This window comes from Brevundimonas sp., assembly GCF_051860745.1.
Taxonomy (GTDB): Bacteria; Pseudomonadota; Alphaproteobacteria; order Caulobacterales; family Caulobacteraceae; genus Brevundimonas.
In genome coordinates this window covers 1-14912 of record NZ_JBHYDN010000003.1, presented here as the reverse complement: position 1 = coordinate 14912, position 14912 = coordinate 1, and the positions used below count along the sequence as shown (strand labels likewise).

Here is a 14912-nt window from a genome sequence, read left to right as displayed (position 1 = left end):
CTCTCCGATCGAAACCAACCGAAAGGCTTGAGCCTTTCGGTTGGTACTTGGCTTAGCCCACTTCGAGTTCCGTTACCGCACCGGTCTCTTTCTTCAGTTGCCCGTTCGGGTAGTATTCCCGCGTCCTCCCGTGATGCCGGAAATTGACACCAGGGATCGAAGGGTTCCGAAACCAGTTTGCGATACCGCGAAGGAATCCTTGTTCGGTGGCCTGACCCCGGGTGGTGTTGGGTCCTGCGGGATCAGAGCGCCCCGTGCCGCGGTTCTGGAACGATGCGGACAGGTAGTTTGCCGCAACACTCATCTCTGCTTCGGTCAAGACCGCTGCGACATCGGCAATGTTGGCAGAGTCGGTCGCACTGGATGCAGCGGCGGGGTCCAAGCCGCCCTCGTTTACGGCGGCGAGATAGACCGCCCTGGCATCGGCTGGATCAAGCGAAGCCACCACAGAGTCGAAGTCAATTTCCACTTCGATAACCGTGCCTTCCGGCAGCAACTCGGCGCCGTCCTCGATCTCCATCGTACCCGTCACTGCCTCACCGTTTCCGTTCAGCCCGGACACGACCAAGAGTTCGGTCCCGCAAGACTGATTGCCGTCCTCACCAATGGTAAGCTCGTGGTCCCCCGTGCACTGCTGCATCGAGGCATGTGCCTCGCCTGTCTGGGCCGCCAGGCCGACAGTCAGGGCGAAGGCCGCCGCCGTCAACATCGCTAGACGTTTCATTTCCAGTCCTCCTGTTTTCGACCTTGAGTCGAACGTGTCGTGAATCGACACAATCCAAACATGTGCCCGATTCTTTTGTCCCGACAAGGGAAGGTTGCATCACTCGAGACACCAGTGCAGCCTGTGGTCATGCGCACGGTTGTGATTCTCTTGACAAGCCTTCTGATCGCTGCGGCGGCCGTCTCCCAGGTGGAGGATGGCGAACAGACGCTCAGACTGTTGCTGCACGACATTCCGGCCGAAGATCTGACGTCTGCGTCGCCTGACGACAGCCACACCGACATTGAGGCCCTCCTTGATGAGGAAGAGGCCGCCCCCCAAGCGTCGCCACGCCAATGCCAGCAATCCTGCGTCGCCGGAGGGACGACGCTCGACGCGGTGTGCGAGCGGCATGTGCGTGTTGAAGCGCCAAGGTCGCGCGCTGTCTGTTACACCCGTGTCGACGAACGGCGCACGCGGTGCCTGGCGTCTTGCGGTGATTGAGGAACCCTGGTCCGGACCGACTGAAAGGCGCCGAGGGGCAAGGGCCTGTTTGCTCGGCGCGCTCCTGTTGCTCGGAGCCTGCGCAACCTCCGGTGAGCCCGTGGAACGCCTCGTCGCCGACGCCGGAGTGCGGGCCACCCGGGTGTTGGCCTACGACGCGGACGGTTTCACGCGTCGACTCGAGGAAGGCGACGCCACGGCGGCGTTCGTCGCCACCTGGCGAGCATGCAACGGCTCCACACAGTGCGCCATCGCCGAGCCTTCCACCATAGAACAGGCCCAGCGAAGAGAGCTCGCGGACGCCGTCGTGTTGCGCGCCGAAGCCATCGCCGGGTTGAACAGGGCCTATGCGGCTTTCCGCGCTGAGGTGACGGGACAGTCCGAGGCGCCGTCTGACCGCGCAATCCGCGAAGCCATCACAGGGACTGTGTCCTACGGCAACTCACTGGCCAGTCTCCAATTCGGAAGCGGGAGCGCGGTGTTCGCACGGCCTCTGGAGCGCGCGGCGGGCGCGGTGGCATCTGTCACCGTCGCAGGGCAGCGTCGATCGCGAATGCTCAATGCGAGCGCCGCGCTGGCTGAAGCAACGACAAACCTGCGCGAAGCCATGATGCTGGAAACGCGGAAGTACGATGCGCTGACGGAGGTGCTTGTCCGCGAGCGCATCGATGCCCACCGGTCTCTGCTGCAAGCGGGCCTCGTCTCCGGCGCCGGAGCGCTGCGACCGGTCGCGGATCGGCTCGGCGTCCCGCTCGCGCGCGATGCTGATTTGATCGTCGCCCGTTCGGCGTCGGCTCGCATGGCCGTGGAAGCGATGATCGAAGCATCCGAACGGGCGGAGATTCGAAGGACGCAGCTGAGGTATCGGGCCGCCGTCACCGCGCTGATCGAGCTGGAGCAGGTGCACGTCCAGCTGAACGCCGGAGCAAAACCCGACCTCAGCCGGCTGGATCAAGCCCTGTGGAATCTTGAACGGCTGGCCGATCCGCCTTCTGGTCCTGCCGTACGCACGGTCGCGACCGCCACCGGGAACTGACGGCCCGGCCCGCTCATTCCGGTCCCAACACGAGAGGAAGCCGGGATGACCACGATCGAACACGCACTGGATGACGCACAGGACGCGGCGGCGAGCTTCCTCAATGCGGAGGGACGCGGCGCGGCCCATGTGGCGCTGGGCGTCGCCGTGACGGTCGGCTTCGCCCTCGCCGCGACCCTCTTCGCCAGCCGAACCATCCGCCCGCGTCCCCGAACCCTGGCCGACGCCGCGCCGATCACCGAGCGGCCGCGCGGGCCGCTGAGCCTGATCCTGCCGGCGGTGTTTTCGGTCACCACCCTTTCGGCGGTGCGGGTCTGGAACGCCCCTGCCCGGCCCGAGCGCACCACCGCCATGGGCCTGTGGGCCGCGGCACAGGCGCTGAACGCCGTCTGGATCGCCATGCGCCCCGCCAGCCGAGGCCTCCAGATCGCGGCGGCCATGTCCTCGGCCGGTCTGGCCGCCGCCTTCGCCCATGAGGCGCGGAAGCTCGATCCCGAGGCCGGCAAGCTGGCCTCGCCGACGGGCGGTCGCGTACGCTTGGCCAACTTCATCCAGCGCAAGGCCGAACACCGGCCGACGGTGCACTGAAAGACCCGCGCCTTGCCGGATGACGCGGCTTCCTCTAGGGACTGCGCCCGTTCTCGCGCGCGTCGGCGTCCGATGCGGTGCGCCTCAATCCTTTCCGGGACACCATGAAAATCAACGGCAACACCATCAAGCCCGGCATGGTCCTTGAGCACAACAAGGGCCTGTGGGTCGTGACCAAGGCCAGTCACGTCAAGCCGGGCAAGGGCGGCGCCTTCGCCAACATCGAGGCCAAGAACCTCGAGACCGGCAACAAGCTGAGCGAACGCTTCCGGTCTGAGGACAAGGTCGAGCGCGTCACGCTGGAGCAGAAGAATTTCTCGTACCTGTACGAGCAGGGCGACGCCCTGGTGTTCATGGATGACGACACCTACGAGCAGACCGAACTGCAGAAGGACTGGGTCGGCGAGGACCGCGTCGCCTATCTGCAGGACGGCATGAAGGTCGTCATCGAAATGCACGAGGAACGGCCGATCGGCCTGACCCTGCCCGACCAGGTCACCCTGGAAGTCGTCGAGACCGAGCCCACGGTGAAGGGCCAGACCGCCTCTTCGTCCTACAAGCCCGCCATCGCCAACAACGGCGTCCGCATCATGATCCCGCCCTATATGGGCGTGGGCGAGCGGATCATCGTCGACACCACGACGGGTGAGTACGTCCGCCGCGCTGAATAGGCCCGAGAGGGTTTAGGTTCTAGGGACTAGGTTCTAGGGCCACACGCACCGCCCCGCCCGACTTCTTCCCTAGCCCCTAGTCCCTAGAACCCAGAACCCACCGCCATGGCCCTCGCCTCCGCCCTCGTTTCCGTGATGATCGACGCGGTCCGCAAGACCGCACGGCCGATGCTGCGCGACTTCGGAGAGGTCGCCCAGTTGCAGGTCTCCCGCAAGGGACCCGGCGACTTCGTCACCGCCGCCGACATCAAGGCCGAGGACTCGCTCTACGAACTGCTGATGAAGGCCCGCCCCGGCTACGGCTTCCTGGGCGAGGAGCGCGGCATGATGGAGGGGACCGACAAGTCCCACATGTGGATCGTCGACCCCATCGACGGCACCACCAACTTCATGCACGCCATGCCCCATTTCGCCATCACCGTGGGCCTGCAGCGCACCGCGCCCGATGGCACTTCCGAGATCGTGGCGGGCGTGACCTACAACCCCGTCATGAACGAGCTGTTCTGGGCCGAAAAGGGCAAGGGCTGTTATCTGAACGACCAGCGCATCCGCGTCGCCGGCCGCCGCGACCTGTCGGAAAGCCTGATCGCCACCGGCCTGCCCTTCATCGGCAAGACCGGCCACGCCCAGGCCATCAAGGACATCCACGCCATCGGCCAGCGCGTCGCCGGCATCCGCCGCCTCGGCTCGGCGGCGCTGGACTTCGCCTGGGTCGCGGCGGGGCGGTACGACGCCTATTATGAGCGCAATCTACAGCCGTGGGACGTGGCGGCGGGGATATTGTTCGTCACCGAGGCCGGCGGCGTGGTCACCACCATCGACGGCGAGGGCCGTCCGGAGACGGGCGCGCAGATCCTGGCCACGAACTCGGAGCTGCATCCGCAGCTGCAGAAGGTGCTGCGGGGGTAAAAGGGTTCCTTCTCCCCTTGAGGGAGAAGCAACCATGTCAGTTCAGGATAGCGGTCCATGGTGTGTCGCGCTTGAGGACGCGCTTATCCGATCAGCGACTTCGCCGCCGCCCTCGCCTCGTCGGTGACCACCGCCCCCGACAGCATCCGCGCGATCTCCTCGCGGCGGGCGTCGCCGTCCAGCGCATCGACGGTGGTGGTGGTCTGGCCGCCGGCGTCGGCCTTGCGCACCTTCCAGTGGGCGTGGGCGCGGGCGGCGACCTGGGGGCTGTGGGTCACGACCAGCACCTGGGCGCCGTGTGACAGGCTTTGCAGGCGCAGGCCGACGGCCGAGGCTACAGCTCCGCCGACGCCCTGATCGACTTCGTCGAAGATCATCACCGGCTGGCGCTGGTCTTCCCGGCCCGCCAGCGCCGCCTTCATGGCGAGGGCGAAACGGGCCAGTTCGCCGCCCGAGGCGATGGCGTCCAGCGGGCCGAAGGCGGTTCCGGCGTTGGTGGCGATCTCGAAACGGGTGGTCTCGACGCCCAGCGGCCCGCGCCGTCCGTCGGCGACCGGCTCGAAGCCGACCCGGAAGCGGGCGCGGTCCAATTTCAGCGGGCCCAGTTCGCCCATGACCGCCGCAGCCAGCCGGTCAGCCGCGCCCTCGCGCGCCGAGGTCAGCAGCATGGCGGCGACGTCATAGGCCTCGCGCGCGGCCGAGGCGGCGCGTTCGGCGGCGGTGATGGCCTCGGCTCCGTCCTCGATCAGCCGCAGCTGGTCGCGGAAGCGGACGCGCAGGACGGGCAGGCTCTCGACCGATGTGTTCAACTTGCGGGCGGCGGCGCGCAGGGCGAACAGCCGCTCCTCGGCCTTGTCGAGACGGCCGGGTTCAAAGTCGAAGGCATTGGCGGCGGCGTCGACGCAGGCGATGGCCTCCTCGGCCTCGACCATGGTGCGGTCGATGGCCTCGGCGGCGGCGGACAGCTTTTGCAGCAGCGGATGCTCGGGGTCCGTCCCCGCCTGTCCGGCCCTCTGCCGCGCATGCTCGACGGCGCGCAGGGCCGAGCTCAACTTCTGGGAAAGTTTGTCTCCGCCCAGCGACGCCTTCGCGTCGGCCAGATCGCCGATGGCCTTTTCAGCCGCGCCGAGGATGGCCCGCTCGCCGGCCAGTTCGGTTTCCTCATTGGCGCGGGGGTCGAGCGCGTCGAGCTCGGCCAGATTGTGGGTCAGTTCCTCGGCATGGGCGGCGGCGTCCGCGGCGGCGGCCTTCAGATCAGCGACGGTGCGTTCGGCGGCCTTCAGCCGGTCGGCGGCGACAGCGACGCCGTGCAGCTGGGGCTGCAGCCCGCCGTAGGTATCCAGCAGGGCGCGGTGGGTCTTCCAGTCCAGCAGGCCTACCGTCTCGTGCTGGCCATGCACCTCGACCAGGGCCTGGCCGATCTCGCGCAGCGCCGTCACCCCGGCCGGCTGGTCGTTGACGAAGGCGCGGCTGCGGCCGTCGGCGGCCAGAGTCCGGCGCAGTATCAGCTCCTCGCCCGGCGCGACGTCGAAGCCACGCTCGCTGATCATGGCGATCAGGGCCGGATCGTCGGGGGCGGTGAAGACGGCGGTGGCCGAGGCCTGCTTGGCCCCGGCCCGCACCAGACCGGCGTCGGCGCGCGCGCCCAGCGCCAGCCCGAGGGCGTCGAGAATGATCGACTTGCCGGCCCCGGTCTCGCCGGTCAGCACGGTCAGGCCGCCCTCGACCTCGAGGTCGAGGGCGTCAACCAGCACGATGTCCCGGATCGAAAGGGCGGTCAGCATGTGGGGGCGCGATTCGGCATTGCGAACAGTCTAGCGCGGACTCGGATCAGGGCAGTCAGCGAGTCAGCCCAGATTCGCGCCGCAAGGCGTCATTGAGCCTTGACTGCCATCCCCGGCCCTGCGCCCGCCAGTATTCCAGCACATCGGCATCCAGACGGAGCGTGACCTGCTTCTTCGGCGAGTCCAGTTTCGGCCGCCCCGGCGAGCGTTTGAACTGCGCCAGCACCGATTCCGGCAGAATCTCCCGGGCGGGTTTGAGACGCGCCGCCCGCTCGGGCGTCAGTTCGGGCACATCATCGTCATCGACGACATACTCAGCCCGCGCTTCTGAAACCCCCTTGGTCTTTGACATGCCGCTGTTCTCGCCTATTGGCCCTACGCAAACTGATGACCCGCGTCGTTCCGTCCCGGATCGTGAACGCCAGAACGTGCAGACGCCCATCCAGTTCGCCGTAAGCAATCCAGCGCGGCTCGCGGTAGTCGAAACGCTCGTCGACTTCGATCAGCGCTTCGTCCATCCGCAAGTCGGCAGCGCGGTCCAGAGACACGCCATGCTTGGTGATGTTCGCTGTATCCTTGGCCGGGTCGAAGACGATCATTTATGTAGCTACATAAATGTCGCGGGTCAATACCTCGTTCAGCCCGGAATGATCCGGCGCAGCCAGCTTTCGCGCTGGCCGGTCGGGGCCACCTCGGGTTGCCGGCCGTCTTCCGACAGCAGGGCGTAGGCCTCGGCGTACCAGGGGCTGCCCGGATAGTTGAAGCCCAGCACGGCGCCGTTGCGGGTCGCCTCTTCCTTCAGGCCGAGCGTCAGATTGACCTCGACCAGCCGGTACAGCGCCTCGGGCGTGTGCGAGGTGCGCTGGTAGGCTTCGTTGTCGATGACCGCCTTGTAGCGGTTGATCGCCGCCAGCGGCTGGCCCGCGCGCTGGTAGTAACGGCCGATGGCCATTTCCTTGCCGGCCAGCTGGTCGTTGACCATGTCGATCTTGACCGTGGCGTCGATGGCGTAGGACGTGCCGGGGTAGCGGCGCTGCACATCCTTGAGCCCGTCCAGCGCCGCCTGGGCGTAGCCCTGGTCGCGGCCCACGTCGGTGATCTGCTCGAAATTGCACAGGGCCTTCATGTAGAAGGCGTAGGGCGCGCTCGGATTGCCCGGGAACAGCTGGATAAACCGGTCCGAAGCCGCGATGGCCTCAGCGTAGTTGTTGTTCTGATAGTAGGCGTAGATCTGCATCAGGATCGCGCGGCGCGACCATTCCGAATACGGGTGCTGGCGCTCGACCTCCTGGAAATAGTCGATCGCATCGGCCCAGCGATTGCGCTGCAGGCGCTGGTAGCCGGTGTTGTAGAGCGCCTCGACCGGCCGCTCCTCATAGGCCAGACGAGGACGCTCGGTGCGGGCGCCGCAGGCCGAGATCGTCAGGGCCGAAACAGCCACGGTGGCCAGGATCAGGCCGGCGCGGAATTTGGAAGCAGGCAAGGACGACCTCAACTTGAAATGCCGGCGGGCGCGGACCCGTCGGCGCCCCCGAAAAACGAGACGCGATCTCTACACCAGCGAACCTGCCCACGCCAATCCGCGAAGAAGAGCGCCAAAAAGGCGCGCCGCGCCTTGTGGCCGGGCCGTCCGCTGGTATGAAGCGCGCCAACGCCGCGGACGCATTCTCAGCCGGGCGATGACGGCGAAAGGATGACCGGACATGAAGCTGCTCTCTGGCAACTCCAACCGGACCCTGTCCCAGGCCATCGCGGCCCACCTCGACATGCCCCTGACCAAGGCCCAGGTGAAACGGTTCGCGGACAATGAGGTCTTCGCCGTGATCGAGGAGAACGTCCGCGGCGAGGACGTCTTCGTCATCCAGTCGACCAGCTATCCGGCCAACGACAATCTGATGGAGCTGCTGATCATGACCGACGCTCTCGTGCGGGCGTCGGCGCGGCGGATCACGGCGGTCATGCCCTATTTCGGCTATGCCCGGCAGGACCGGAAGACGGGTGGACGCACGCCCATCTCGGCCAAGCTGGTGGCCAATATGATCACCCGGGCGGGGGCGCACCGGGTTCTGACGATGGATCTGCATGCCGGCCAGATCCAGGGTTTCTTCGACATTCCGACCGACAACCTGCTGGCCACGCCAGTGCTGGCACAGGACATCAGGGATCATTATCGCCGCGGCGACGACCTGATGATCGTCTCGCCCGACGTCGGCGGGGTGGTGCGGGCGCGGTCTCTGGCCAAGCGGCTGGACGCCGACCTGGCCATTGTCGACAAGCGGCGGCCCAAGGCCGGCGAGAGCGAGGTGATGAACATCATCGGCGACGTCCAGGGCCGGCGCTGCATCCTGTTCGACGACATCGTCGATTCCGGCGGCACCCTGGTCAATGCCGCCCAGGCCCTGATCGACAAGGGCGCGACGGAGGTTTCAGCCTATATCAGCCATGGCGTGCTGTCGGGTCCGGCCGTTCAGCGGATCACCGACGGGCCGCTGAAGGAACTGGTGATCACGGACTCCATCGAGCAGCCCCACGAAGTTTTGAACTGCGGAAAAATCCGAACTGTTTCCGTTGCTCCGTTGATCGGAGAGGCTATCCGGCGGATCGCCAACGAGGAATCCGTATCCAAACTGTTCGATTAACGGTCGGAAAACGGTTCTCCGCGCGTTATAAGCTCTTCGAACTTCGGCGCCTCGACGCGCCGGGCGTCCTTGTGGGGATTTCGTATGTTTCAGGCTCTTCCGCGTCGCGGCCTTTCGTTGGCGGCCGCCGCCGTCGCCGCCGTTCTGGCCAGTTGTGCGACCCCGGAGCCGGAACCCGCTCCCGCACCGCCCCCGCCGCCGGCCCCCGCGCCGCTGCCCGCGGTCAGTCTGAACGAAGGCGTGGCCCAGGCCGCCGCCATCTATGTCGCCTTCATGCGCGAGGCCGGGACCATTCAGGCCGGCTTCACCAGCGCCGAAGCGATCCAGGCCGCCATCCGCCGGGGCGCATCCTATGAACCGGCCCAGCTGTCGCGCGGCATGATCGCCTACGGCTCGATCCTGGCGCTGCAGTCACCGGAGTTCGTGCAGGGCGTACGCACCTACGCCGTCGACCCGGCGACCCGCCGGGAAATCATCGCCCGCATCGTCGCCGATCCAGCCTATGCGGCCACCCTGCCCGGCGCCGACGCCGCTGCGGGCCTGATCATCGACACGATCGGCCGCGATTCGGCGGCCATGCTCGTCATCGCCGATGCCGTCGAAGAGGACGCCTACACCATCCAGGCGCGCAACGACCCGCGCCGCCGCTGGGCGACCGCCCATATCGCCGACCGCGTGACGCGGCTTGAGGGCGCCAAGGCCCTGTCGGCGGTGCAGATGCTGCCCTCGGCCGAGGAATCGGCCCGTCTGTTCGCGGCCGCCAACTCGGGCACAGGCCTGTCGCTGAACGCCTCCCGCTCGGGGCCGCCCTATACGCCGGCGATCGCGCGCGCGCTGGCCCTGGCCGCCCTGGCCGCGCTTGGGGCCGGCGGCGAGGACGCCCGGGCCAATACCGAAGCCCTGACGGTCGAGCAGAACAGCGAATTCTGCCTCAACATGTCCAAGCTGATGCTGTTCCAGTGCCTGGCCGCCTCGCGACCCAGCTATGAGGACATGTTCTGCGTCGGACGCCATGTGGCGCGCGATCTGGCCACCTGCACGGCCCAGAACATCACCCCCGCTCCGATCGAGGCGACCGCGACGGCCGTGGCCGGCGGAGCGCCTGATTCCGCCCCGGTGCAGACGCCGGTCGCCGAAGCGGCGGCGGCGGCGTCCATCTCTGCGACCTCGGCCCTGAACAGCGGGCGCTGACGCCTGTTTCCATTCCGGCGTCGCAATGACGTCCGGAGCGGTTGCGTCCGCGCCGGTTGGCGTGTAATGACCCGCGCTCTTGAATTCAGGGTCCGGAGACCCCGCCGCGAGGGCTGACTGGTCAGCGCGGCGTTTGTGTTGTTGAGGCGAGGCGATGGCCGAGATCATTCTGAACGTGGACGTCCGTGATGGCGTTGGCACCGGCGGCGCTCGCGCCGCGCGTCGTGCGGGCATGGTCCCGGGCGTGCTTTACGGCGGCGACAAGGCCCCCGTGGCCATCTCGGTGAACGAGCGCGACTTCCGCAAGTCGCTCTACACCGGCAAGCTGCTGGGCCACCTGGTGACGCTGAAGTACGGCGACGAGAGCCAGCCGGTCATCGCACGCGATGTTCAGTTCGACCCCGTGTCGGACCGTCCGCTGCACTTCGACCTGATGCGGGTCGATGAAAAGCAGACCATCAAGATCGAAATCGCGGTCCACTTCATCAACCAGGACCAGTGCGAAGCCTTCCGTCAAGGCGGCTCGCTGGAAGTCGTCCGTCACTCGGTCGAGGTGAAGGTCCGCGCGGATCACATCCCGGATGACCTGATCGTCGATCTGGCCGGCCACAAGATGGGCGACACCATCCGCTGGTCGGACCTGAAGGGCACGAAGGACGTCGAACCGACCATCACTGACCGTGACTTCGTGATCGCCTCGATCAAGACGTCTTCGGCCGCCATCTCGGCCGCCGCCGACGAGGCGCATGACGCCGAAGTGGCCGCCGAGACCGCTGAAGTCGAAGCGACTGAACAGGCGGCCTCCGGCGAAGAGGGCGAAACCGCCGCGGAAGACACCGCCGAGGGCTGATCGCCTCGATCATGTCGAAAACAATCACCCCGCCCGGTTCGCCGCGGCGGGGTTTTTGCTGGTCGGATTGCGGAACCAGTGGTGGCGCGCTACCTTCTCACCATGAACGTGCATGCCGCCAGGCCCGACAAGTACAAGGCCTACCGCGCCCGCAAGAAGGCCGCGGGTCTGAAGGAAGTGCGAATCTGGACATTGGATGCGGACGCACCCGGGTTCCGGGAACGGATGGCCGCTGACTGGGGGCGCATCAATGCCAGCGAGAGCGAACGGGAAACAATCGCCTTCGTCGAGGCGATGATGGTCGAAGATCTGGCCGACGAGGACGAGGCTGAAGCCTATTGACCCGGGGGGATCTGATCACCGTCGCCGTTTCCGGCGACCACGGGAAACCTCGGCCGGCAATCGTGATTCAGTCCGACGAGGTGCCTTCCGCTACGGTGCTGGTCTGCCTGCTGACCAGCGATGTTGTGCAGGTCGCACCTTCCAGGGCATCCATTCAGCCGACCTCCACAAACGGATTACGCAAGCCGTCGCTGATTCAGGTCGAGAAAATCTATCCCATTCCAAGATCAAAATGCGGGCCGGTGCTTGGTCGGCTGGGCGCCGAGGAGCAGGCGGAGCTTAATTTGCTCTTGAACTTTGTTCTCGGCCTGGGCGACTGAACCCGATGATCATCATCGCTGGCCTGGGCAATCCGGGCGCCAAGTATCAGGGCAACCGCCACAACATCGGCTTCATGGCCGCCGACGAAATCGCCAGCCGCTGGTCGTTCGGGCCCGAGCGGGCCAAATTCCAGTCAGTGATCCGCGAAGGCGAGGTCCAGACCGCAAACGGCGCCGTCCGCGTCCTGCTGATGAAGCCCCAGACCTTCATGAACGAGAGCGGCCGGGCCGTGGCCGAGGCGGCCCGCTTCTACAAGGTCCAGCCGTCCGAGGTCATCGTCTTCCATGACGAGATCGACCTGGCCCCCGGGCGGTTCCGCATGAAGACCGGCGGCGGGGCCGCCGGCCAGAACGGCGTCCGCAGCCTGATCAGCCAACTGGGCCCCGACTTCCGCCGCGCCCGCATGGGAGTCGGCCACCCCGGCGAGCCGCAGCTGGTGCACGGCCATGTGCTGAGCGATTTCCACAAGGCCGACCGGACCTGGCTGGAGCCGATGCTCAACGCCGTCGCCGACGCCCTGCCCTTCGCCCTCGCCGGCGATGACGACCGTTATCAGGCTGAAGTGATGCGACTGGCTCCCGCTCCGAAATTCAGCCCCCGCCAGGCGGCCCAGAACGCCGCCCGCGACGCTGACCGGGGCGAATAGCCGCTCTTCCCTTGTCGCCTCCCCGCCGTTAGGCCGGGGGCGATATTGTCCGCCGCCTGAAAGGCCTGACTCGATGACCCGCGCCCCGATCCTCGCCGCCGCCCTGCTGACGCTGGCCGCCTGCAGCCCCGGCGGATCTGGCTCCGGCGAGGCGGCCACGGTGCAGGTCGCCGGCGCCGTGTGCCGACCGACGCCGGTCGGGCGCCAGATGACCGGCTGCTACCTGACCCTGACCACCGCCACCGCCGATCGGCTGGTCTCGGCCAGCAGCCCCGACGCCAACATGGTGCAGATCCATGAGAGCCGGATCGAAAGCGGCATGATGATGATGAACGAGCTGAGGGAGGGCCTCGCCCTCCCGGCGGGCGAGACCGTGGCGCTCGCGCCCGGCGGCAATCACCTGATGCTGCTGGGGGTCAACGAGCCCCTGGTCGCAGGCGACACCGTCGCCCTGACCCTGACCTTCGCCACTTCGGCCCCGGTCGAGGTGACCGCGACCGTCGGCCAGCCCGCCGCGTCCGAATACGATCACGCGGCCGCCCCTGCCGCCCACTGAAGCCCGACCTGACAAACCGGCCGCGACCGGCTAAAGGCTCGCGCTCACGAGGAACTCCCCCAAGACCATGGCCCTGAAAGTCGCGATCGTCGGCCTGCCCAATGTCGGCAAGTCCACCCTGTTCAACGCCCTGACCAAGACGGCGGCGGCCCAAGCCGCCAACTATCCGTTCTGCACCATCGAGCCCAACACCGGCGACGTGGCCGTGCCCGAGCCGCGGCTCGAGGTGCTGGCCGCCATCGCCGGGTCGAAGGAGATCATCCCCTCGCGGATCACCTTCGTCGACATCGCCGGCCTGGTGCGCGGCGCGTCGAAGGGCGAGGGCCTGGGCAACCAGTTTCTGGCCAACATCCGCGATTGCGACGCCGTGGCCTTCGTCGCCCGCTGCTTCATCGATGACGACATCACCCATGTCGAGAATCGCATCGACCCGATCAGTGACCTCGAGATCATCGAGACCGAACTGATGCTGGCCGACCTCGAAAGCCTCGAGAAACGGGTCGGCGCCGTTGAGAAGAAGGCCAAGGGCGGCGACAAGGAGGCCCAAACCACCCTGCGCCTGATCAACATGGCCCTGACGCCCCTGCGCGCCGGCAAGCCCGCGCGCGTGGTCCCGGTCGACAAGGAAGACCAGAAGGCCTGGCACATGCTCCAGCTGCTGACCTCCCTGCCGGCGCTCTATGTCTCCAACGTCGACGAGAACTCGGCCGACAAGGGCAATGACCTGTCCGATCAGGTGGCCGAACGGGCCGCGCAGGACAACGCCAAGGCTGTGGTCATCTCGGCCAAGATCGATTCTGAACTGGCCGTTCTGGACGCCGACGAACAGGCGGAGTTCCTTGAGAGCCTCGGCCTGGCGGAACCCGGCCTGAACCGGCTGATACGCGAGGCCTACGCCTTGCTGGGCCTGCAGTCCTATTTCACGGTCGGGCCGAAGGAGGCTCGCGCCTGGACGATCCCGATCGGGGCCACGGCGCCGCAGGCGGCGGGCGTGATCCACACCGATTTTGAAAAGGGCTTCATCCGCGCCGAGACCATCGCCTTCGACGACTTCGTGGCGTTGAAGGGCGAGGCCGGCGCCCGCGCGGCTGGCAAGCTGCGCGCCGAGGGCAAGCCCTATGTCGTCAAGGACGGCGACGTCATGAATTTCTTGTTCAACTAGGGCGCAGCCGCTGGCGCTCCGGCGGGCGCCGGGCACCGCACCAGGGTGATCACGGCATTGTTCCGGTTCAGCCAGGTCAGGCGCATGCCCTCGCCATGCACCGCCATCTTGATCCGTTCGTTCGAGGTCTGCCCTTCCGACGCGCAGGCCAGAGACGCCTGATAGCCCTCGGCGACCTGGGAGATCGACAGGATGCCGCAACTGTTCTCATAGCCCTCGAACCGGGTGGTGGTGATCTCGATCGGCCGCTCGGCGCCTTGCAGGTTTGCGCACCAGGCGGCGCTGGCGGCCCAGCGGCCAACAAAGGTCTGCGGGCCCGATCCCGGCATGATGGAGCCGACGCCCGGCGGCGGGGTCGGCGGCGGGGCCTCGGCCTCGGGCGTATTGATCGGGGCGGCGGGATCGGTCGGCGGATTGGTCCCGGATTGTCCGCACGCGGCGAGCGCCAGAACTACGGACAGGACGGCAACGCGATTTATGGTCATGCAACGGGAACGCCGTTCAGCCGAAGCGGCTCCATCTTTCCCCTCGATCACGAATTCGCGGTCAAGCTTGCATCTGCCGCGAGATTTTGCGACCGGTTCGCTTGTGTCGAGAACAGGGGGTGTCCCGGATGGCTCAGAACACCATGCCGTGGGGAGCGCAGATCGATCCGTTGGCGCAGGATATCGCCGCGGTGCTGAAGAGCATGGGGGGCTCGGCCCACCAGCGCGATGTCGTCCAGTGCGTCTGCGCCATGAAGCGACAGCGCGGCGAGACTGTCGCCCAGGATTTGGCCAACCGCATCGTCGAGGTGTTCGAGAAATACCGCGACCTGTTCTTCAAGCCGTTTGGCGAAGGCTCGATGCGCTGGGCCCTGCAGCCCGGCGTCGCCTGAACAGCGCGGATTCCGGCCAACGAAAAGGCGCGCACCCCGCAAGGGATGCGCGCCTTCGTCGTTTCAGACGTCGGCGACCTAGAGCGGGACTCGTTCACACGGAACCGTATCCGGAGTTGACGAGGTAGTTGGC

The 14912-nt window shown here is 66.8% G+C and carries 20 protein-coding genes; 14 read left to right on the top strand and 6 right to left on the bottom strand.

Annotated features, from left to right (window positions below; genetic code table 11):
- Positions 1-52 precede the first annotated feature (52 nt).
- A complete protein-coding gene (locus ACTIEW_RS04500; RefSeq protein ID WP_439476722.1) occupies positions 53-724 on the bottom strand; it encodes a hypothetical protein in 672 nt (223 codons plus the stop codon).
- A gap of 114 nt (positions 725-838) precedes the next feature.
- Between ACTIEW_RS04500 and ACTIEW_RS04495 the strand changes: the two genes are divergently transcribed.
- The 5 genes from ACTIEW_RS04495 to ACTIEW_RS04475 all read left to right on the top strand — a co-directional run bounded on the left by ACTIEW_RS04495 (position 839) and on the right by ACTIEW_RS04475 (position 4411).
- Positions 839-1207, top strand: coding sequence for a hypothetical protein (locus ACTIEW_RS04495; protein WP_439476721.1), 369 nt, complete (start codon positions 839-841; stop codon positions 1205-1207).
- A gap of 100 nt (positions 1208-1307) precedes the next feature.
- Entirely contained in the window at positions 1308-2243 is a 936-nt protein-coding gene (locus tag ACTIEW_RS04490) for a hypothetical protein (RefSeq protein WP_439476720.1), read from the top strand.
- A gap of 45 nt (positions 2244-2288) precedes the next feature.
- The gene (locus ACTIEW_RS04485) at positions 2289-2831 is read left to right on the top strand and encodes a tryptophan-rich sensory protein (RefSeq protein WP_439476719.1); all 543 of its coding nucleotides are present in this window, start codon (positions 2289-2291) and stop codon (positions 2829-2831) included.
- A gap of 104 nt (positions 2832-2935) precedes the next feature.
- Entirely contained in the window at positions 2936-3502 is a 567-nt protein-coding gene (efp, locus tag ACTIEW_RS04480; protein ID WP_439476718.1) for an elongation factor P, read from the top strand.
- 105 nt (positions 3503-3607) lie between these two features.
- On the top strand, positions 3608-4411 hold the full coding sequence (locus ACTIEW_RS04475; RefSeq protein ID WP_439476717.1) for an inositol monophosphatase family protein: 804 nt from the start codon (positions 3608-3610) through the stop codon (positions 4409-4411).
- Between the two features lie 83 nt (positions 4412-4494).
- Here the strand turns inward: ACTIEW_RS04475 and recN are convergent, their stop codons facing one another.
- From recN to ACTIEW_RS04455, 4 genes are read right to left on the bottom strand one after another with little or no spacing between them, the layout of a single operon-like run.
- Positions 4495-6195, bottom strand: coding sequence for a DNA repair protein RecN (gene recN, locus ACTIEW_RS04470; protein WP_439476716.1), 1701 nt, complete (start codon positions 6193-6195; stop codon positions 4495-4497).
- Between the two features lie 55 nt (positions 6196-6250).
- A complete protein-coding gene (locus tag ACTIEW_RS04465) occupies positions 6251-6547 on the bottom strand; it encodes a BrnA antitoxin family protein (RefSeq protein WP_439476715.1) in 297 nt (98 codons plus the stop codon).
- Positions 6510-6794, bottom strand: coding sequence for a BrnT family toxin (locus tag ACTIEW_RS04460; protein ID WP_439476714.1), 285 nt, complete (start codon positions 6792-6794; stop codon positions 6510-6512). The genes ACTIEW_RS04465 and ACTIEW_RS04460 overlap by 38 nt, the downstream gene beginning before the upstream one ends.
- A 38-nt stretch (positions 6795-6832) precedes the next feature.
- Complete coding sequence (locus tag ACTIEW_RS04455; RefSeq protein ID WP_439476713.1) at positions 6833-7678, bottom strand: outer membrane protein assembly factor BamD; 846 nt, start codon at positions 7676-7678, stop codon at positions 6833-6835.
- A gap of 220 nt (positions 7679-7898) precedes the next feature.
- On the opposite strand from ACTIEW_RS04455, the gene ACTIEW_RS04450 reads away from it, so the two are divergent.
- The 8 genes from ACTIEW_RS04450 to ychF all read left to right on the top strand — a co-directional run bounded on the left by ACTIEW_RS04450 (position 7899) and on the right by ychF (position 13902).
- Complete coding sequence (locus tag ACTIEW_RS04450) at positions 7899-8834, top strand: ribose-phosphate pyrophosphokinase (RefSeq protein ID WP_439476712.1); 936 nt, start codon at positions 7899-7901, stop codon at positions 8832-8834.
- An 84-nt stretch (positions 8835-8918) separates the two neighbouring features.
- On the top strand, positions 8919-10025 hold the full coding sequence (locus ACTIEW_RS04445) for a hypothetical protein (RefSeq protein ID WP_439476711.1): 1107 nt from the start codon (positions 8919-8921) through the stop codon (positions 10023-10025).
- Between the two features lie 154 nt (positions 10026-10179).
- Positions 10180-10875, top strand: coding sequence for a 50S ribosomal protein L25/general stress protein Ctc (locus ACTIEW_RS04440; RefSeq protein ID WP_439476710.1), 696 nt, complete (start codon positions 10180-10182; stop codon positions 10873-10875).
- Between the two features lie 81 nt (positions 10876-10956).
- Positions 10957-11217 (top strand): antitoxin MazE-like protein, encoded by a 261-nt coding sequence (locus ACTIEW_RS04435; RefSeq protein ID WP_439476709.1) that lies wholly within the window; start codon positions 10957-10959, stop codon positions 11215-11217.
- Positions 11214-11537, top strand: coding sequence for a type II toxin-antitoxin system PemK/MazF family toxin (locus tag ACTIEW_RS04430; protein WP_439476708.1), 324 nt, complete (start codon positions 11214-11216; stop codon positions 11535-11537). The genes ACTIEW_RS04435 and ACTIEW_RS04430 overlap by 4 nt, the downstream gene beginning before the upstream one ends.
- A 5-nt stretch (positions 11538-11542) precedes the next feature.
- Entirely contained in the window at positions 11543-12184 is a 642-nt protein-coding gene (gene pth / locus ACTIEW_RS04425; protein ID WP_439476707.1) for an aminoacyl-tRNA hydrolase, read from the top strand.
- A 73-nt stretch (positions 12185-12257) separates the two neighbouring features.
- On the top strand, positions 12258-12740 hold the full coding sequence (locus ACTIEW_RS04420) for a copper chaperone PCu(A)C (RefSeq protein ID WP_439476706.1): 483 nt from the start codon (positions 12258-12260) through the stop codon (positions 12738-12740).
- 67 nt (positions 12741-12807) lie between these two features.
- Complete coding sequence (gene ychF / locus ACTIEW_RS04415) at positions 12808-13902, top strand: redox-regulated ATPase YchF (RefSeq protein WP_439476705.1); 1095 nt, start codon at positions 12808-12810, stop codon at positions 13900-13902.
- Here ychF and ACTIEW_RS04410 read toward each other — a convergent pair.
- Positions 13899-14387, bottom strand: coding sequence for a hypothetical protein (locus tag ACTIEW_RS04410; RefSeq protein ID WP_439476704.1), 489 nt, complete (start codon positions 14385-14387; stop codon positions 13899-13901). The two genes, ychF and ACTIEW_RS04410, sit on opposite strands and share 4 nt — an antisense overlap.
- A 128-nt stretch (positions 14388-14515) precedes the next feature.
- Between ACTIEW_RS04410 and ACTIEW_RS04405 the strand changes: the two genes are divergently transcribed.
- Positions 14516-14779 (top strand): hypothetical protein, encoded by a 264-nt coding sequence (locus ACTIEW_RS04405; protein WP_439476703.1) that lies wholly within the window; start codon positions 14516-14518, stop codon positions 14777-14779.
- Positions 14780-14912: the final 133 nt, after the last annotated feature.